Annotated in this window: 16 protein-coding genes; 10 read left to right on the forward strand and 6 right to left on the reverse strand. The window is 69.5% G+C overall.

What is annotated here, in order from left to right; all coding sequences use genetic code 11:
- The first annotated feature begins 26 nt into the window (after positions 1–26).
- From ACFPMG_RS13995 to ACFPMG_RS14010, 4 genes are all read left to right on the forward strand, one after another.
- On the forward strand, positions 27–827 hold the full coding sequence (locus ACFPMG_RS13995; protein ID WP_376995702.1) for a quinoprotein dehydrogenase-associated SoxYZ-like carrier: 801 nt from the start codon (positions 27–29) through the stop codon (positions 825–827).
- Positions 824–1768, forward strand: a complete 945-nt coding sequence (locus ACFPMG_RS14000) for a quinoprotein relay system zinc metallohydrolase 1 (RefSeq protein WP_376995703.1) — start codon at positions 824–826, stop codon at positions 1766–1768. Before ACFPMG_RS13995 ends, ACFPMG_RS14000 begins: the two co-directional genes overlap by 4 nt.
- Positions 1769–2040: 272 nt before the next feature.
- Entirely contained in the window at positions 2041–3804 is a 1764-nt protein-coding gene (locus ACFPMG_RS14005) for a methanol/ethanol family PQQ-dependent dehydrogenase (protein ID WP_376995704.1), read from the forward strand.
- A 226-nt stretch (positions 3805–4030) separates the two neighbouring features.
- On the forward strand, positions 4031–4696 hold the full coding sequence (locus tag ACFPMG_RS14010) for a response regulator (RefSeq protein ID WP_014241328.1): 666 nt from the start codon (positions 4031–4033) through the stop codon (positions 4694–4696).
- Positions 4697–4934: 238 nt separating this feature from the next.
- Here the strand turns inward: ACFPMG_RS14010 and ACFPMG_RS14015 are convergent, their stop codons facing one another.
- From ACFPMG_RS14015 to ACFPMG_RS14030, 4 genes are all read right to left on the reverse strand, one after another.
- A complete protein-coding gene (locus ACFPMG_RS14015; protein WP_376995706.1) occupies positions 4935–5369 on the reverse strand; it encodes a hypothetical protein in 435 nt (144 codons plus the stop codon).
- Positions 5370–5459: 90 nt separating this feature from the next.
- A complete protein-coding gene (locus ACFPMG_RS14020; RefSeq protein ID WP_376995707.1) occupies positions 5460–6269 on the reverse strand; it encodes an ABC transporter ATP-binding protein in 810 nt (269 codons plus the stop codon).
- Complete coding sequence (locus ACFPMG_RS14025; RefSeq protein WP_137114981.1) at positions 6160–6918, reverse strand: ABC transporter permease; 759 nt, start codon at positions 6916–6918, stop codon at positions 6160–6162. The genes ACFPMG_RS14020 and ACFPMG_RS14025 overlap by 110 nt, the downstream gene beginning before the upstream one ends.
- Entirely contained in the window at positions 6918–7904 is a 987-nt protein-coding gene (locus tag ACFPMG_RS14030) for an ABC transporter substrate-binding protein (protein WP_376995708.1), read from the reverse strand. Before ACFPMG_RS14030 ends, ACFPMG_RS14025 begins: the two co-directional genes overlap by 1 nt.
- A 412-nt stretch (positions 7905–8316) precedes the next feature.
- On the opposite strand from ACFPMG_RS14030, the gene ACFPMG_RS14035 reads away from it, so the two are divergent.
- Entirely contained in the window at positions 8317–8904 is a 588-nt protein-coding gene (locus ACFPMG_RS14035; RefSeq protein WP_376995709.1) for a PQQ-dependent catabolism-associated CXXCW motif protein, read from the forward strand.
- A 15-nt stretch (positions 8905–8919) separates the two neighbouring features.
- Here the strand turns inward: ACFPMG_RS14035 and ACFPMG_RS14040 are convergent, their stop codons facing one another.
- Together ACFPMG_RS14040 and ACFPMG_RS14045 are read right to left on the reverse strand one after the other, a co-directional pair.
- The gene (locus ACFPMG_RS14040) at positions 8920–9312 is read right to left on the reverse strand and encodes a c-type cytochrome (protein WP_376995710.1); all 393 of its coding nucleotides are present in this window, start codon (positions 9310–9312) and stop codon (positions 8920–8922) included.
- A 147-nt stretch (positions 9313–9459) separates the two neighbouring features.
- On the reverse strand, positions 9460–9855 hold the full coding sequence (locus ACFPMG_RS14045) for a (R)-mandelonitrile lyase (protein WP_376995712.1): 396 nt from the start codon (positions 9853–9855) through the stop codon (positions 9460–9462).
- A 340-nt stretch (positions 9856–10195) separates the two neighbouring features.
- On the opposite strand from ACFPMG_RS14045, the gene ACFPMG_RS14050 reads away from it, so the two are divergent.
- From ACFPMG_RS14050 to ACFPMG_RS14070, 5 genes are all read left to right on the forward strand, one after another.
- On the forward strand, positions 10196–11638 hold the full coding sequence (locus ACFPMG_RS14050; protein WP_465252020.1) for a tyrosine-type recombinase/integrase: 1443 nt from the start codon (positions 10196–10198) through the stop codon (positions 11636–11638).
- Positions 11631–11936, forward strand: coding sequence for a helix-turn-helix domain-containing protein (locus ACFPMG_RS14055; RefSeq protein WP_376995713.1), 306 nt, complete (start codon positions 11631–11633; stop codon positions 11934–11936). The genes ACFPMG_RS14050 and ACFPMG_RS14055 overlap by 8 nt, the downstream gene beginning before the upstream one ends.
- 46 nt (positions 11937–11982) lie before the next feature.
- Positions 11983–12927, forward strand: a complete 945-nt coding sequence (locus ACFPMG_RS14060) for an ArdC family protein (RefSeq protein ID WP_376995714.1) — start codon at positions 11983–11985, stop codon at positions 12925–12927.
- 173 nt (positions 12928–13100) lie between these two features.
- Complete coding sequence (locus tag ACFPMG_RS14065; RefSeq protein WP_376995715.1) at positions 13101–15257, forward strand: ParB/RepB/Spo0J family partition protein; 2157 nt, start codon at positions 13101–13103, stop codon at positions 15255–15257.
- A 66-nt stretch (positions 15258–15323) separates the two neighbouring features.
- On the forward strand, positions 15324–17932 hold a 2609-nt coding region (locus ACFPMG_RS14070), incomplete at its 3' end, for a strawberry notch-like NTP hydrolase domain-containing protein (RefSeq protein ID WP_376995716.1).

Here is a 17932-nt window from a genome sequence, read left to right on the forward strand (position 1 = left end):
CGACGCAAGGGAGGGGGAAAACCGCCATGAACCGCCATCTCGCCGCCGCGGCGCTCCTGGCCGCGCTCTCCGGCCCCGCCCTGGCCGGCCCGCCGGACCCCGCCGACCCGCTGGCCTCCGTCATGTGGGACGTGCTGCGGCCGGAGCTGTTCGGAACGGCCCCCGTGCAGTTCGACGACCGTGTGACCGTCACCGCCCCCGACAACGCCGAGAACGCCGCCGCCGTGCCGGTGATGGCCGATGCCACGGCGCTGGGCGCGGTGGAGGAGATGGTGCTGTTCGCCGACCTCAACCCTTTCCCGGTCATCCTGCGCTTCCAGCCGCTGGCGGCGAAGCCGGTGATCGCCACGCGCTTCAAGGTGCAGCAGGCCACACCGCTGCGCGCCGCCGCCCGCACGCCGGACGGCGTCTGGCACATCGGCGGCAAGCTGCTCGACGCGGCGGGCGGCGGCTGCACCGCGCCGCCCGCGACCTACGCCGCCGCCGACTGGGCCGACCATGTGGGGGAGGTGCAGGGCCGCGCCTGGGCGCCGGCCGGAGAGGACAAGGCGACGCGCGTGCGCTTCCTCGTCCGCCATCCCATGGACACCGGGCTGGTCGCCGGCATCCCGGCCTATTTCATCGAGGCGCTGACCCTGCGCGACGCCGACGGGCGGGCGCTGGCCCGGCTCCAGACGGCGGAGCCATTGTCGGAGAACCCCGTCTTCACGCTGGAGGTGCAGCCTGGAGCGGGTGCGCGCAGCCTGACGCTCGACGGGCGCGACAACCAGGGCGGCGAGGTCAAGGCGGCCATTCCACTCCCCTGGGTCCAGGGAGCGCTGCCATGAGAGCGCTCGTCGCCCTTCTCCTGCTGGTCGTCTCCGCCGCGCCCGGCTGGGCCGCCGGCCCGCTGAGCTATCACCTGAAGCCCGTCACCATCGCCCCGGACACTTGGGTCTTCGAGGGCACGCGGGAGCATTTCACCCGCACCAACGGCGGCAACATCCTCAATCCCGGCTTCATCGTGACCGACGGCGGGGTGATCGTGATCCAGACCGGCCCGTCGCGCCGCTTCGGCGAGGAGATGCGCGCCGCCATCGCCACGGTCACCGACAAGCCGATCCGCAAGGTCTTCGTCAGCAACCTGCACCCCGACTATTGGCTGGGCAACCGCGCCTTCGCCGACGTGCCCATCGCCGCACTCCCCGGCACCATCGAGGGCATCAAGACCGAAGGGCAGGGGATGACCGAGAACATGTACCGCCTCGTCGGCGACTGGATGCGCGGCACCGAGCCGCTGGTCCCGACCGAGACGGTCTACGGTTCCACCGTCGTCTTCGGCGCGCACCGGCTGCGGCTGATCCCGCTGGAGGGGCACACCGCCGCCGACCTCGCCATCCTGGACGAGACGACGGGCGTTCTGTTCGCCGGCGGAGTCGTCTTCTCAGACCGCACGCCGACGACGCCGCACGCCGACATCGGCCAATGGCTGGCGGCGCTGAATGCCCTGGACGCGCTGGACGTGACGGTTCTGGTGCCGAACCACGGGCGCATCCGAACCGACACGGCGGCCAGCAGGGCGGCCATCGCCCAGACCCGCGACTGGCTGACGTGGCTCGACCGGAGTCTGCGCGAGCGGGCGGAGGCCGGGGCCGACATGGCCGAGCTGCTCGACGCGCCGATCCCCGAGCGCTTCGCCGGGATGGGCGTGCTGCGCGAGGAGTACCGGCGCTCCGTCTCGCATCTCTGGCCGCGGATCGAAAAGGCTGTGCTGCCGCGGGTGAATTGAAGCCGTTCGCAATGAATCGGTTCCCGTCGTCCAGCAGAACGCTCCGCCCATTCGACTATTTGCCAATGGACCCCAGTTGGGGCGCCGGTAAACTGCTTTATTGTCAGAAGGATAGGGGCTTCGCGATGCCGCGTCGCCCCTGCGTCGAACCCCTGATTGTTCCGAAAAGAAGCCGAGGCGGGCGGACGAGGCAGACGGATTCCGCCAATTCGTCTGCGAATGATCTCTGCCCGCGCCTCCGGCTGTCCATTCCCCTGGGAGGTATCCGCACCATGAAGCGTCTCTTCCGCACCTGCCTTCTTGCAAGCGCCATGGCCGCCGGCCTTGGCCTGAGCGGCCCAGCGCTGGCCGCCGCGCCGGTCGCTGGAGGGCCGGGCAACGACGACCTGCTGAACGACGCCACGTCGACGGGCGACGTCCTGACCTACGGCATGGGTCCCCAGGCGCAGCGCTTCAGCCCGCTCGACAAGCTGAACCCGGACACCGTCAAGGGACTGGTGCCGGTGTGGTCCTTCTCCTTCGGTGGCGAGAAGCAGCGCGGGCAGGAGTCGCAGCCGATCATCCATGACGGCACGATCTACGTCACCGGCTCCTACTCGCGCCTCTACGCCGTGGACGTGAAGACCGGGCAGAAGAAGTGGCAGTACGACCACCGCCTGCCCGAAGGCATCATGCCCTGCTGCGACGTGGTGAACCGCGGCGCCGCGCTCTACAAGGACAAGATCTACTTCGCGACGCTGGACGCCCGTCTGGTCGCGCTGAACAAGGACACCGGCAAGGTCGTCTGGTCGAAGAAGATCGAGGACTACAAGGCCGGCTACTCGGCCACCGCCGCCCCGTTGATCGTCGACGGCAAGGTCATCACCGGCAATTCCGGCGGCGAGTTCGGCATCATCGGCATGGTCGAGGCGCGCGATGCCGAGACGGGCGAGCTGGTCTGGCAGCGCCCGACCATCGAGGGCAACATGGGCACCCTCAATGGCAAGGAATCGACCATGACCGGCGTGATGAACGCCAGCTGGTCGGGCGATCTCTATAAGACCGGCGGCGGCGCCACCTGGCTGGGCGGCACCTACGACCCGGAAACCAAGACGCTGTTCTTCGGCACCGGCAACCCGGCGCCCTGGAACTCGCACCTGCGTCCGGGCGACAATCTCTACACCTCCTCGACGCTGGCCATCGACCCGGCCAACGGCGACATCAAGTGGCACTATCAGACCACGCCGCACGACGGCTGGGACTTCGACGGCGTGAACGAGTTGGTCTCCTTCGACCTCAAGAAGGACGGCCAGACCATCAAGGCCGGCGCCAAGGCCGACCGCAACGGCTTCTTCTACGTGCTCGACCGCACCAACGGGAAGCTGCTGAGCGCCTCGCCCTTCGTCACCAAGATCACCTGGGCCAAGGAGATCGACGTGAAGACCGGGCGGCCGGTCTACAACGACGACAACCGTCCGGGCACCCCGGTCGGCGCGGAGAAGGGCAAGTCGGTCTTCGCCGCCCCGGCCTTCCTCGGCGCCAAGAACTGGATGCCCATGGCCTACAGCCCGGCGACCGAGCTGTTCTACGTCCCGGCCAACGAGTGGGGCATGGACATCTGGAACGAGCCGATCACCTACAAGAAGGGTGCCGCCTATCTGGGCGCCGGCTTCACCATCAAGCCGCTCTATGACGACTACATCGGCGCGCTGCGCGCCATCGACCCGAAGACCGGCAAAATCGTCTGGGAATACAAGAACCCGGCGCCGCTGTGGGGCGGCGTGCTGACCACCGGCGGCAACCTCGTCTTCACCGGCACGCCGGAAGGCTACCTGAAGGCGTTCGACGCGAAGTCCGGCAAGGAGGTCTGGAAGTTCAACACCGGCTCCGGCGTCGTCGGCTCCCCGGTCACCTGGGAACAGGACGGCGAGCAGTATGTGGCCGTGGTCTCCGGCTGGGGCGGTGCGGTGCCGCTGTGGGGCGGCGACGTCGCCAAGCTGGTCAAGGACATCAACCAGGGCGGCTCGCTCTGGGTCTTCAAGCTGCCGAAGGCCTGACGGGGAAGCCCCGTGCCATGACCGGACCAGGAAAGGGCGGCCCGAAAACTTCGGGCCGTCTTTTCTTGCGAACCGCTTGCAAGAGGATTTGGGCATGGATTTAAAACGGAATTGCCTACGATCGTCTGTTTTGGGGAATACCCGTTCCCGTCCTTGCGCATTCTTGAACAGTCCGGCATGATCGGACCCGGAAACGCCCCGAAACGATGAGCGTGGGAACCACGCCATGAGCCGAATTCTGATTGCGGACGATCATCCGCTGGTGCGCGACGCCCTGCGCAGCGCCGTCCTCTATTCCTGCCAGGCGCAGGAGATCCACGAGGCCGGTTGCCTGGACGAGACCATCTCCATCCTCGACTCCATGCACGGCGGCAAGGGGGAGCCGGACCTCGTCCTGCTCGACCTCAACATGCCGGGCATGAACGGGCTGACCGGGCTGATCGCCCTGCGCCGCCGCTTCCCGGCCATCCCCGTCGCCGTCGTCTCGGCGCACGAGGACCGCAAGGTGATGCTGGAGGCGGTGCGCTGCGGCGCCGCCGGCTTCATCCCCAAATCGACGCCGCGGGACGCCATCGCCGGCGCGCTGCGCCAGATCCTGGCCGGGGAGGTCTATCTGCCGGCCTCCGTCGAGGAGGGGGCTGCGGCGGAGGACGAGGAAACAGCGGAGATCGCCCGCCGCCTGTCCACCCTGACGGCGCAGCAGCTCCGCGTGCTGGAGATGCTGGGCACCGGCAAGCTGAACAAGGAAATCGCCTATGAGCTGAGCATCACGGAAACCACCGTGAAGGCCCACGTCTCGGCGATCCTGCAAAAACTGAAGGTCTACAGCCGCACCCAGGCCGTGGTCTTCGCCAACCGCCTGCAACTGGAAAAGGCCCGCTTCGGCATATGAGGTTCCCTCTCCCGCCCCGGGAGAGGGAAGGGGCCCGCGCGAAGCGCGGGAAGGGTGAGGGTGCCGCCAAGGATTGATGGCTTGATCCTCGCACGACCCTCACCCGCCCACTGCGTGGGCACCCTCTCCCGGGGCTCTCGGCGGCCAAGGGCCGCCTGACGCCGGCAGCGCCCGTATCCGGGCGCGAGAGGCGGGAGAGGGATGGAGCGTCGATGGCGATAGCCTTGCGGGGCTTTGCCTAACGGTTCCGCATCCGCCGCGCATCCGCGGCGGCGCGCGCCGCCTCCTGTCCCGGGTCGCCCCGCCCGAAGCCGAGCGGCACCGGGCCGTCGAGCCAGCCGAAGCCGTCCAGGCTGTGGCCGTCGAACTCCGCCCAATCCGCCCAGTCCTTGTCCTTGCTGCGCCGCTTCGCCTCCGCCTTGCGCACGGCGCGCCGGGCCTCCAGGCCGGGGTCGCGCCGCCCGAGCTGCTCGTCGCGCGTCGTCCGCTCGATGATGACGATGGAGGACCCGGTGGCGGAATCGCCGATGATCGCCAGATCGCGCGACCGGTCCGCGTGGTTGGGGCCGGGACCGTGCTGGTCGAGGATCACGATCTCCCCGGCGCGCGCCGCGCCGGACAGAAGCACCAAGCCGGCGCCCAGCAGAATCAGGGGAAGAAACAGGGTGCGCATCGTCGTCTCCGCCGGTTTCGTCGCAACGGGACAGACTGCGCCCGGCGGACGGCGGCGGGTGTGAGCCGCTTCACAGTTTCGGCGAAAGAGTCAGGCGAGCAGCCGGAAGGCCGGATCGGGCCGGGCCAGCAGCTCCGCCCGCACGCGCTCGACCAGCGCGTCGTCGCGCAAGGCGCGCGGCGTTTTTAGCGGCACCTCCGCCGCAACCCGCGTCGGGCCGGGGGCCATCACCAGGATGCGGTCGGCCAGTTGGATCGCCTCGCGCAGATTGTGGGTGACGAACAGCACGGTGGCCGGGGACCGCTCCAGCATCGTCGTGAGGAGGGCGCGCATCCGCTGCGCCGTCGGCTCGTCCAGCGAGACGAAGGGCTCGTCCATCAGCAGCAGGCCCGGCTCCACCGCGAAGGCGCGGGCCAGGGCCACCCGCCGCGCCATGCCGCCGGACAGGCGGCCCGGAAACTCGTCGGCCACCGCCTCCAGACCCATGGCGGCCAGCCAGCGCTCCGCCGTCCCGTCGCTCCGCCGGGCCTTGGGCAGCACCAGCGCCACGTTCTGCCGCACCGTGCGCCAGGGCAGCAGGCGGGGCGTCTGGAAGACGCAGCCCAGCACCGGCTCCGGCCCGCCGAAGTCCAACGTTCCGTCGAAATCACGGTCCAGCCCGGCGGCGATGGTCAGCGCGGTCGTCTTGCCGCAGCCGGACGGGCCGACCAGCGCCAGGAATTCGCCCGGCGCGGCCGCCAGAGACAGGCCACGGATGACCTCCCGCCCGGCGAAGCGCTTGGAGCGGATCTCAAGCCTCAGCGCGCACCGGCCGCCAGCGGGTGAGCCGCTGCTCGACGGGTTGCAGGACGCACAGCTCGAGAAGTTGGACGACGGCCACGAAGGCGACGGTGTACGCAAGAATGCCGGCCACATCGAACATCTGGAAGTAGAGGTGAATCTGGAATCCCACCCCGTCGCTGCGGCCCAGAAGCTCGACCACCAGCACGATCTTCCAGATCAGCGCAAGGCCGGACCGCGCCGCCGCGGCGAAGTAGGGGGTGAGCTGGGGCAGCAGCACATGGCGCAGCACGTCCGACCGCGCCATGCGGAAGGTCCGCGCCATCTCGACATACTGCTCGTCGATGGCGCGCGTCCCTTCGCGCAGGACGACCACGACGTTGGGGATCTTGTTGACGGCGACCGCGCCGACCGCCGCCGCCTCGGTCAGGCCGAACCAGACATAGGCGAGCACGATGACGACCAGCGCCGGGATGTTCAGGAACACAGTCAGCCACAGCCCGAACAGCCGGTCGGCGGTGGCCGAGCGGCCGAGCAGGATGCCCAGCGCCGACCCGATGGACATGGCAATGACGAAGGCCGCGGCCATGCGCGCCAGCGTGATCCCCAGGTGATGGAACAGCGCGCCGTCTGCCGCCTCGCGGATCAGGACGGACAGCACGGCGGCGGGGCCGGGCAGGCTGCGGCTGGCGGCCAGCTCCGCGGCGACGGCCCACAGCCCGACCAGCAGAGCCAGCGACAGGACCGGGGCCAGCCGCCGCCACCGCATCAGAAGCGGACCCCCGGCCAGAAGGTGCCGTCCGGCAGGGCCATGGCGTTGCCGACCAGCTCCCGCCCGCCGAGCTTGGCCATCAGCCCGTAGAGCCTGGCCGCGGCCTCCCGCTCCTCTTCCGTCCAGCGCTGCGGGATGCCGGCGCGGAACTGGTCGCGCAGCGCCGCCCAGGTGGCCTCGTCCTCCGCCTTCATCAGCGGGCGCAGCCGGTCCCATTCCGCGTCCGATTGCGCCATGATCGCCTTGGCCTTGCGCGAGGCGGCGACGAAGGCGTCGAGCGCCGCCGGGTTGGCCCTGGCCCATCCCTCGTGGAAGACGAAGCCGACCGCCGGCACCTGGGCCGACAGGCCGAGATCCCGCATCATCCCGTCCACCCCGATGACCGTCCGCATCCCCGCCGCCTGGAGACGGGCGGCGTAGGGCCAGAAATTCAGAACCGCGTCCAGCTCCCCCGTCGCGGCCTTCTGGTTCAGCAGGGGAGGGGCGGCGAAGACTGGAGTCGCCGCGGCGTCGAGGTCGAGCGCGTATTGGTCGCGGGCCAGCGCCTTCAGCAGCAGCCAGCTCTTGTCGATGGGGGTTCCGGCGACGCCGATGCGCCGGCCCTTCAGGTCGGCGACGGAGGCGATGGGCGAGGTCGCCGGCACCATCAGCGCGCCGACCGCCGCGGAATGGGGAATGAAGGTCAGGTCGGCCCCCGCCGCGCGTTGGCGGGCCACCCACAGCCAGTCGCTGGCGATCATGTCCACCGCCCCGCCCTGCAGGGCGATCTGCGCCGCTTGGCCGCTCGCCAGTTCCATCAGCTTCAGCTCGAAGCCGGCGGCCTCGTCCAGCCGGTGGTGGCGGATGACGTCCAGCTCCCAGCTGACCGTGCCGAACTTCAGCACCCCGATGGTCACCGCAGGCCGGTCCGCCGCACGCGCCAGCGTGGCGATGCCGACCAAAGCCAGGACCAGCAGGAGCCGGACGAGGGGCATCAGGCGCATGGCACTGCCCCTGCGTCAAAAATTGCATTTGTATGAGAGTTGGGCCGCGTCATGGTTGCGTGGTGGACCGGGCGGCGGATCGGCCACCGCCCGTGTCCCATCACAAGGAGGCGTCGAGGATGGAAAAGATCCTCACTCTCCTGATCCTGCTGCTTCGGGTGATCAAAGGCATCCTTGATCTCCTGAACCGCTAAGGATCGGGCCGGGAGGCAGGGGTCTAGCCACCCCTGTCCCCCTAGCCTGATGATGATGCGTCCTGCGGTCGTTTGCAAGGCAGGCCTCTGCGGTGCGGTGGCGCAGCGGAACGCGGGAATCCCACGATGGCGAACGCTGAGCTTAGGCCCCGTCCGCCGGTCCCCGGTATTCGACTATCGGGCAACTTGACCCTGTCGGGCACGGGGGGATTTCGTGGATGCCGCAGAACAATCGGGGAGGGAACGTGGTGCGCGCAGGATGGCTGGGCGCCGCCGGGCTGGCGCTCTTGCTGGCCGGGCCGGGGGGAGTCGCCGCGGCGGACGTGGTTCCGGTGCCGGACGGCTACCGGATGACCGAATACCGGTCGCCGACCCCGGCCTCGCTGCCCGGGGCCGAGACGGTGGACACGGCGCGGGCCCGCGCGCTGGTGGAGACGGGTGCGGCTCTTCCCATCAACGTGATGAAGCTGGACCGCAGCACGCTGCCCGGCGGTCCTTGGCTGGTGCCGAAGCCCTTTGCGCAAATCCCCGGCAGCGTCTGGCTGCCCAACGTCGGGCTCGGGGCGCTGACACCGGAACTGGACGGCTATTTTCGGGTCAATCTGGAGCGGCTGACCGGCGGCGACCGCGGACGCGGCCTGCTGTTCTACTGTCTGGCGGATTGCTGGATGTCGTGGAACGCGGGCAAGCGCGCCCTGGAGATGGGCTACCGCCGCGTCCTCTGGTACCGCGACGGGGCGGACGGCTGGGCCGAGGCCGGCCTGCCGACCGAGGATGGGAAGCCGGTTCCGGTCGCCGCACCGTAACCGGCTTTTCGATGCTTACTGCTTCAGCGACTTCAGGAAGGCGATCAGATAGTCCTGCTCCGCCGGGTCGGTGATGGCGACGTGCCGCATGCGGGTGCCCGGCACGAAATTGTCGTTGCCAGCGATCCAGTGGCGCAGGTTGTCTTCGGTCCAGGTGATGTTGGACGCTTTCAGCGCGTTGGAATAGTCGAAGCGCGGGATCGAGCCGGCCTTGCGTCCGACGACGTTGTACAGGCTCGGGCCGAAGGCGTTCTTGCTGGAATCCAGCGAGTGGCAGGCCGCGCACTGATGGAAGATCTGCTTGCCGGCGGCTTCCTCGGCTGTCTTGGGCTGCGGCCCGCTTTCGGCGTTGGCTGCGCCGGCGGCGAGCAGAAGGGCGGCGGCGATGACGAGTTTGGAAACAGTCATGTGAGGTGGCTCCCCAGCCAAAAACCCGCGGCGCCGGTCGCGGCGGCGGTCGATGCCACGCATTTTAGGAGGCTGGGTCGGGCCGCCGAATTGGACTTTGGAACAAGCCCGCAAAGGCAATGAGGTTTTGGGGGCGTTGCCGCCGCCTTACGCCCCATACTGTTCGTCGGTGACCTTCTCCATCCAGTCGACGGCCTTGCCGTCCAGCTGCTCCTGGATGGCGATGTGGGTCATGAACATGGTCGGCGACGCGCCGTGCCAGTGCTTCTCGCCGGGGGGAAACCAGACGACGTCGCCGGGACGGATCTCCTCGATGGGACCGCCCTCGCGCTGGACCCGGCCGAAACCGGCGGTGACGATCAGGGTCTGCCCCAGGGGGTGGGTGTGCCACGCCGTGCGGGCGCCGGGTTCGAAGGTGACGCTGGCCGCCGCGGTGCGGGCCGGAGCTTCGGCCTGAACGAGGGGGTCGATGCGGACAGTGCCGGTGAACCAGTCAGCCGGTCCCGTGACGGATGGCTGGGTGCCAACCCGAGTGATCTGCATGGTCGAATCCTCCGGTCATCATCCCCAGTCAGGGGGTTCTTGACGGAAACAGGAGGTGGGAGCGGATGTGACCTTGCGGCGGTCCGGAGGACAAGCACAGGAGAAAGGGTGGTGCGGGCGGTCGGACTCGAACCGACATATCCGTAAGGACGGCGGATTTTGAGCCGTTCAATCAAGGCTATCCTATTCTTATCCGGCGCTGCGATATTGTACGATAACGACTTGATCCATCTGGATTTTTTCGCTCGTACATTCATCCTGTCCTAGCCGGAACCACGCCATGGCTGGATTTCTGGATGCTCCTATGTTGCTCCTGGAATTCGGCCCTCCGGAGGGTAGGATGCCGAAACTGAAGCTCACCAAGACCGCCGTCGACACCGCAATCGTCAGGGACAAGGACTACGAACTCCGCGACACCATCGTACCGGGTTTTCTGCTGAAGGTCACCCCAGCCGGCCGGAAAATCTTCATGGTGCAGTACACCACCGGCAGCGGCCAGCGCCGCAAGCCCGCCATCGGGCGCTTCGGCGAGATCACCGTCGAGCAGGCACGCTCCATCGCCCAGGACTGGCTGGCCGACGTGCGCAAGGGCGGCGACCCGAGCGCCGAGCGATCCGCCGCCCGGAAGGCGCCCACCATGGCGGAGCTGTGCAACCAGTTCATCAGCGACTACTCCGAGACCCGGAACAAGCCAGCCACCATCCGCACCAACCGCGGATACGTCAGGACCCACATCGTTCCGGCGCTGGGGCACCTGAAGGTCGCGGACGTGACCCGGGCCGACGTGACCGCGCTCATGAAGCGGATGGAACGGTCACCGATCAACGCGAACCGGGTGCTCTCCTGTCTGCGCAAGATGTTCAACCTGGCCGAGGTCTGGGGATATCGGCCGGATGGCTCCAACCCGTGCCGGCACATTCCCAAATACCCCGAGCGTGGCAAGACCCGGCTGATCACCGATCCCGAGCTGAAGAAGCTGTATGCCTACCTGGAGCAGGCGGACGCCGAGGGGCTGGAACATCCCTTCCTCACCCTGGCGATCCGCCTTCAGTTCGAATTCGCCGCCCGCATGTCGGAGATCGTGCAGCTCGAATGGTCCTGGATCGATTTCCCGAACAGCCGTGTCGTCTGGCCCGACAGCAAGACCGGCGGGATGTCGAAGCCGATCAGCGCCGAAGCGCTCCGCATCCTCGAAGCCGCCCCGCGCATGGAGGATTCCCCCTACGTTTGCCCGTCCATCTTCGACCCGACCATGCCCATGAGCAAGAATACCTACTATCAAGGGTGGAAGCGCATCCTGAAGCGGGCGGGCCTCCCGCACATCGGCACCCACGGTATCCGGCATCGGGCCGCGACGGACATCGCCAATTCTGGCGTGCCGCTGAAGGTCGGTATGGTCCTGACCGCCCACAAGACGGTGACCATGTTCATGCGCTACGTCCACACCGAGGACGATCCGATCCGGTTCGCGGCCGAGGCGGTGGCGGAACGCCGGAAGAGCGTCATTACTGGTCGCCGGCCTTCCCGGACAGCGGCGCTCCCGCCGGAACCTGTTCCGCCTCCTCCCGTCCTGCCGGATGCCGAACCGCTCCTTGTGTCCGAAGCTCCCGAGTCGGCCGGCGAGAAGCCGCTCGGCTATGACGATGGCCAATACACGTCCCGGACGAGGGTCGGGAACTACCGTCCGTTCCGCCATCGGGCCGGGGCCAACCGTGCACTGCCGCCGGGGACGAAGCGCAGCGGCAAGAATGGCAAGTTGGCAGGGGAGGCGAACGATGCGTGAGAAGAAGGATGTTGAGCAGCGGCGGTGGCCGACGCCGGATACGATCCAGCGTGCCCAGTTCGCCGACGAAGCCGGGCCGATCCGTTTTGTCGATACCGAAGCGGCGGCCCGTTACCTGACGCTGACGCCGCACACGCTCGAATGCTACCGGTCACTCGGCGGTGGTCCGGCATTCTACAAGTTCGGGAAGTGGGTCCGCTACGCGGTCGAAGATCTTGACGCCTGGGCGACGGAGCGTCGCTGCACAAGCACTGCGGAAAAAGGGAGAGGGGCGAAGGGGGAGACCGTGACGGGCTGAAAGGCTGGAGGAGAGGCCTCCGGCTGGCCCATCGCGGAGACCCGCCATGACCGATGCCTCTCGAACCGCCCGCTCCGGTGGTGAACGCACCAGCCTGTACGCCGAAATCACCACCCGCATCATTGCCGAACTGGAAGCCGGCCGGTTGCCCTGGGTGCAGCCCTGGGGGAGCGCGGACACCGCCTCCCTCGGCCTGCCGCGCAACGCCTCTTCCGGGAGGGCCTATTCGGGGATCAACGTCCTGATCCTGTGGGGCGCCGTCTTCGCCGGCGGCTTCTCCGGCCAGACGTGGCTCACCTACCGGCAGGCCCAGACGCTCGGCGGCAACGTCCGCAAGGGCGAACGCGGCACCACCGTCGTGTACGCCGACCGCTTCATCCCGGATCGGGAGCGCCATCGGGCACGCGAGGAGGGAGACGATGCCCAGCCCATTCCTTTCCTGAAGCGCTTCACCGTCTTCAACACCGAGCAGTGCGACGGCCTGCCCGAGAACATTGCCTCGGTGCCGCCACCGGTCCCGGAAGGGCTGATCCTGCCGCGGGCCGAGGCACTGATCCGCGCCAGCGGTGTCGATGTCCGTATCGGCGGCGCCCGGGCCTTCTATCACCTCCAGCACGATTACGTGCAGGTGCCGCCTCCGCAGAGCTTCTTCGAGCCGGTCAACTGGCACCGCACCGCGCTCCACGAACTGGGGCACAGCACCGGCCACCCGGCCCGCCTGGGCCGCGATCTGTCGGGCTCCTTCGGTTCGCGCAAGTATGCCGTCGAGGAGTTAGTGGCGGAGATCGCCTCGGCCTTCCTCTGCGCCGCACTCGGCATCGTGCCCACCGTCCGTCACGCCGACTACATCGGTGCCTGGTTGGACGTGCTGCGCAACGACGACCACGCCATCGTCCGCGCCGCCAGCCAGGCGAGCAAGGCTGCCGATTATCTGCTCGGCCTCCTGCCCGACGATACCCCGGTGGCCGGCGCTGCGCGGGAGGCGGCGTGATGCTGGTCCCCGTTGCGTTGCGTGCCATGCCGGAACCGGAGGCGCCGGTCCGGCTGCGCATGCTCATCCCGTTCGTCCGGGGACACGTAGAGGAAGAGGAGGGAGGGGATCGGGGTGACGGGTGAGAAGGTCGAGAGACAGGCTCCCGGCTGCCCGTCGCGGAGAAGACCACCATGGCGACGCCCAAGATCGTTCTCAGCCCCTCGCGCGACATCCCCTTCAACAAGCTGGTGCTGTCCCAGGCCAACGTCCGCAAGGTCAAGGCCGGCGTCTCCATCGAGGACCTCGCCGAGGACATCGCCCGCCGCACCCTGCTGCACGGCCTCGCCGTCCGCCCCGTGCTCGACGCCGAGGGGGCCGAGACCGGCGTCTTCGAGGTGCCGGTCGGCGGGCGTCGCTTCCGGGCGCTGGAACTGCTGGTCAAGCAGAAGCGCATGAGCAAGACCCAGCCGGTGCCCTGCGTCGTCCGGGACGCTGGTTTGGCCGAGGAGGACTCGCTGGCCGAGAATGTGCAGCGCGCCCCGCTGCACCCGCTCGACCAGTTCCGCGCCTTCCAGACCCTGCGCGAGGCCGGGCTTGGCGAGGAGGAGATCGCCGCCCGCTTCTTCGTCTCCCCCGCGGTGGTGAAGCAGCGCCTCAAGCTGGCCGCCGTCGCGCCGGCGCTGCTCGACGCCTACGCCGAGGAGCGGATGACGCTGGAGCAGTTGACAGCCTTCACCGTCACCGACGACCGGGCGCGCCAGGAGCAGGTGTGGGAGACGCTGTCGCGCGCCTACAGCCGGGAGCCCTACCAAATCCGCCGGCTGCTCACCGAGGGGGCGGTGCGCGCCTCCGACAAGCGGGCGCTGTTCGTCGGCGTCGAGGCCTACGTGGCGGCCGGCGGCATGGTGATGCGCGACCTGTTCCAGCACGACGACGGCGGCTGGTTGCAGGACCCGGCGCTGCTCGACCGGCTGGTGGCGGAGAAACTGGAGGCCGAGGCCGCCACCATCCGGGCCGAGGGCTGGAAGTGGGTGGAGGTGGCGTTGGCCTTCCCCTACGGGCACAGCCGGAGCCTGCGCCGTCTGGCCGGCGAGCCGGTGCCGCTGACCGAGGCCGAGCAGGCGACCTACGACGCGCTGCACGCCGAGTACGAGCAACTGGAGGCCACCGACCCGGCCGACCTGGAGGCGCTGGAAGCGTCGGCGCAGCGGCTCAACGCCATCGACGTCGCGCTGCGGGAATTGGAGGAGCGGCCGCTGGTCTTCGAGTCGGCCGAGGTGGCGCGGGCCGGGGTGTTCGTCAGCGTCGACGCCGAGGGCCGGCTTCAGATCGATCGCGGCTATGTCCGTCCGGAGGACGAGGCGCCGGTCGAGCCGGTGCCGGTGGCCGGCAGCAACGACGCCCCGGCAGCCGAACCGGCGGGCGGTGCCAGCGGCCCCGTTGCGGCCCAGCCCGCCGCCATCAGCGGCGGCAGCCGGGTCTCGGCACCCGCGCCGATCCCCGCCACCGGATCGGACGGTGCGGACGAGGAGGACGCCATCCGTCCCTTGCCCGACCGACTGCTGACCGAGCTGAGCGTCCACCGCACCCTGGCGCTGCGCGATGCGCTCGCGCGGGAGCCGGACACCGCCTTCCTGGCGGCGCTCCACGCGCTGTGCCTGCGCCTGTTCTATCACCGGGGCAGCGGCTCCTGCCTCGACCTGGAGGTGAAGAGCGCGACCTTCAGCGTGCAGCCGCCGGACCTCGCCACCAGCGCCGCGGCGAAGGCGATCGACACCCGCCAGCGTCTGTGGGCCGAGCAGTTGCCGCGGGAGCCGGACGAACTGTGGGCGGTGCTGCTGGGGTTCGACGGTGACAGCCGGGCGGCGCTGTTCGCCCACTGCGTCTCGCTCGGCGTCAACGCCGTGTATGAATCCTGGAACCGGGCGCCGCAGCGTGCCGCCCACGCCGACGTGCTGGCCGGGGCGGTCGGGCTGGACATGGTGGCGGCGGGCTGGACGGCGACGGTGGACGGCTATCTCGGCCGGGTGCCGAAGGTGCGCATCCTCGAAGCGGTGCGGGAGGCGCGGGGCGCCGAGGCGGCCCGGCTGATCGACCATCTGCGCAAAGGCGACATGGCGAAGGAGGCCGAGCGGCTGCTCGCCGGCAGCGGCTGGCTGCCGGAACCGTTGCGCGCCCGGCCGGAGGAAGCGCCGCCGGCCGGGGATGGAGAGGTGGCCGGTCATGGTGGCGCGGTTGACGGCACCGACACTGTCGACGGTGCGGGCACCGATGCTCTGCCCGCCTTCCTGACCGGCGCCGGTGGTCCGGAGGATGAGGGAGAGGAGGCGTCGGCGGAGGCGGCCTGATCGCGACGTGGCGGAGCGGCGCCCGGCCGCTCCGCTTTCTCCCCTTCCTTCATCCGGAGGTTCGCCATGACCATGATCGCCGATGCCCGCGGCTTCTCCGCGGACACCCTGGCCGCCGCACGCGGGACCACGGGCTCTGCCCTGTTCGCCGTCGCCGAGCGGCTGCTGCCCGACCTCGAACGTGGGCGCGCCATCGACACCACCGCGTTGCGCACCGCGATGACGGCGGCTTTCGGCGGCACCGACACCGAGGGCGCCTGGACCTGGAAGCTGGCCTACGATGCCGGCGAGGCCGCGCAGCTTCTGTTCCTCCGTCGCTTCGGCGCCGCCATGCGCCTCCGGGCCGGTGACCCGGCGGCCTTCGCGGCGCTGCTGGCGCGGGTGGCGGCGCTGCTGCCGTCCCAGACCCGCCGCTCCGAGGAGAGCCAGGCCCGCCAGCAGTTCTCGACCCCGCTGCCGCTGGCTGCTGCGGTCGCCGCGGCCGCGGCGCTGACCCCGGCCGACCGTGTGCTGGAACCGTCCGCCGGTACCGGCCTGCTGGCCATCTTCGCCGAGCTGGCCGGGGCCTCGCTCGCCCTCAACGAGCTGGCGGACAGCCGGGCCGGCCTGCTGGAGCGGCTGTTTCCCGGCGTGCCGGTGACCCGGTTCGACGCCGCCAGCCTGCACGATCACCTCGATCCGGCGGTGGTGCCGACGGTGGTGCTGATGAACCCGCCCTTCTCGGCCCTGGCCGCGGTGGACGGCCGGGTGGCCGACGCCGCGCTCCGGCACATCGCCGCGGCCCTGGCCCGGCTGGCCGAGGGCGGACGCCTCGTCGCCGTCACCGGGGCTGGGCTGTCCCCGGATCATCCGGCGTGGCGGGACGCCTTCGTCCGCGTGCAGGAGCGCGGCCGGGTTCTTTTCTCGGCGGCGATCGACGGCCGGGTCTATGCCCGCCACGGCACCACCGTCGACACCCGCCTCACGATCATCGACCGTGTCCCGGCCGAGGACCCGACCGTCGTCCCCGCCTCCTTGGGCACCGCCCCCGACGTCGCGACGCTGCTGGGCTGGGTCCGACAGGCCGTTCCGTGCCGTGCACCGATGGCCGCGTCCACAGCGCCGCTCCGGTCGATGATGGCCCGGCCTGCGGCAGGGCGGAGGACGCACCGGGCGATGCCCAGCCCCAGGACCGTGGCGCCGATGGAGCCGACGGCGGTGGAACTGACCTACGAGACGCGCGACTGGACGCCGCCCGCCGACGCCCGGCTCACCACCGGGATCTACGAGCCCTACGCGCTGCAATCCATCGTCCTCCCCAGTGCCCGGCCACACCCGACGCCGCTGGTGCAGTCCGCCGCCATGGCCGCGGTCGCTCCGCCCAAACCGCGCTACCGCCCGCATCTGCCCGCCGCCCTGGTCACCGGCGGCATCCTCTCCGACGCCCAGTTGGAGAGCGTCATCCTCGCTGGCGAGGCGCACACCGGCCACCTCGCCGGCTCCTGGACCGTGGACGAGACCTTCGACACCGTCTCGGCCGCACCGGAGGGGGCCGAGGGGGCGGTGCGCTTCCGCCGCGGCTGGTTCCTCGGCGACGGCACCGGCGCCGGCAAGGGCCGGCAGGTCGCCGGCATCCTGCTCGACAACTGGCTCAAGGGCCGCCAGCGCGCGCTCTGGGTCTCGAAGTCCGACACCCTGATCGAGGACGCCCAGCGCGACTGGTCGGCGCTGGGCCAGGAGCGGCTGCTGGTGACCCCGCTATCGCGCTTTCGCCCTGGCGTGCCGATGGCACTGGAACGCGGCATCCTCTTCACCACCTACGCCACCCTGCGCGGCGAAGGCGGCGAGAACGCCGTGCCGCGCGTCCAACAGGTCGTCGACTGGCTCGGCCGCGACTTCGACGGCGTCATCGTCTTCGACGAGTCCCACGCCCTGCGCAACGCCGGCGGCACCGCCGGCTTCGGCCGGGATGGCGGTCCCGTCACCCCCTCGCAGCAGGGCCGCGCCGGGCTGCGCCTCCAGCACGCCCTGCCGGACGCCCGCGTGCTCTATGTTTCGGCCACCGGCGCCACCACCGTGCACAACCTCGCCTACGCCCAGCGCCTCGGCCTGTGGGGCGGGACGGACTTCCCCTTCGCCACCCGCGCCGAGTTCGTCCAGGCCATCGAGGCCGGTGGCGTCGCCGCCATGGAGGTGCTGGCCCGTGACCTCAAGGCGCTCGGCCTCTACAGCGCCCGCTCGCTGTCCTTCGACGGCGTCGCCTACGAGATGCTGGAGCATCGGCTGACGCCGGGGCAGGTGGCGATCTACGACGCCTACGCCGACGCCTTCCAGGTGTTATGCGCAGGTGCGCATAAGACCTGTAATCGCGAGGTCGCGATAATGCGAAGGAACGCGACCCGGTCACGATCATTCGCGGATTTTTGGGCCACGTCCTTCACATTATTTCTCCTTTCCGTAGCCTCAAAGAGTGTCGAGCCAGGCGAGCAGACTGGCATCCCGTTTCCAGGAAGGCGGATGATTGTTCGTTACTGGAGCCCCGACCTGTTCCAGCGCCTTTCTCTTGGTTTCGAGATTCGCTTGGGCGTAGTGGTTGTGTCAAACGACTTCAGGAACTGGACCGGGGACGACACGAGGAACTGGACCCTCGAACGTCATAGCGTGTTCTCGGTGACCGCCGGGGCCGGATTCGTCTT

This window comes from Azospirillum himalayense (assembly GCF_042657465.1).
GTDB lineage: Bacteria > Pseudomonadota > Alphaproteobacteria > Azospirillales > Azospirillaceae > Azospirillum > Azospirillum himalayense.

Coding starts and splice junctions, on each gene's coding strand:
- ACFPMG_RS14015 (WP_376995706.1), bottom strand. CDS start 5,369: ATGCGCACCCTGTTTCTTCCCCTGATTCTGCTGGGCGCCGGCTTGGTG.
- ACFPMG_RS14060 (WP_376995714.1), top strand. CDS start 11,983: ATGACCGATGCCTCTCGAACCGCCCGCTCCGGTGGTGAACGCACCAGC.
- ACFPMG_RS14000 (WP_376995703.1), top strand. CDS start 824: ATGAGAGCGCTCGTCGCCCTTCTCCTGCTGGTCGTCTCCGCCGCGCCC.
- ACFPMG_RS14050 (WP_465252020.1), top strand. CDS start 10,196: ATGCCGAAACTGAAGCTCACCAAGACCGCCGTCGACACCGCAATCGTC.
- ACFPMG_RS14045 (WP_376995712.1), bottom strand. CDS start 9,855: ATGCAGATCACTCGGGTTGGCACCCAGCCATCCGTCACGGGACCGGCT.
- ACFPMG_RS14065 (WP_376995715.1), top strand. CDS start 13,101: ATGGCGACGCCCAAGATCGTTCTCAGCCCCTCGCGCGACATCCCCTTC.
- ACFPMG_RS14055 (WP_376995713.1), top strand. CDS start 11,631: ATGCGTGAGAAGAAGGATGTTGAGCAGCGGCGGTGGCCGACGCCGGAT.
- ACFPMG_RS14005 (WP_376995704.1), top strand. CDS start 2,041: ATGAAGCGTCTCTTCCGCACCTGCCTTCTTGCAAGCGCCATGGCCGCC.
- ACFPMG_RS14035 (WP_376995709.1), top strand. CDS start 8,317: ATGCCGCAGAACAATCGGGGAGGGAACGTGGTGCGCGCAGGATGGCTG.
- ACFPMG_RS14040 (WP_376995710.1), bottom strand. CDS start 9,312: ATGACTGTTTCCAAACTCGTCATCGCCGCCGCCCTTCTGCTCGCCGCC.
- ACFPMG_RS14010 (WP_014241328.1), top strand. CDS start 4,031: ATGAGCCGAATTCTGATTGCGGACGATCATCCGCTGGTGCGCGACGCC.
- ACFPMG_RS13995 (WP_376995702.1), top strand. CDS start 27: ATGAACCGCCATCTCGCCGCCGCGGCGCTCCTGGCCGCGCTCTCCGGC.
- ACFPMG_RS14025 (WP_137114981.1), bottom strand. CDS start 6,918: ATGCGGTGGCGGCGGCTGGCCCCGGTCCTGTCGCTGGCTCTGCTGGTC.
- ACFPMG_RS14030 (WP_376995708.1), bottom strand. CDS start 7,904: ATGCGCCTGATGCCCCTCGTCCGGCTCCTGCTGGTCCTGGCTTTGGTC.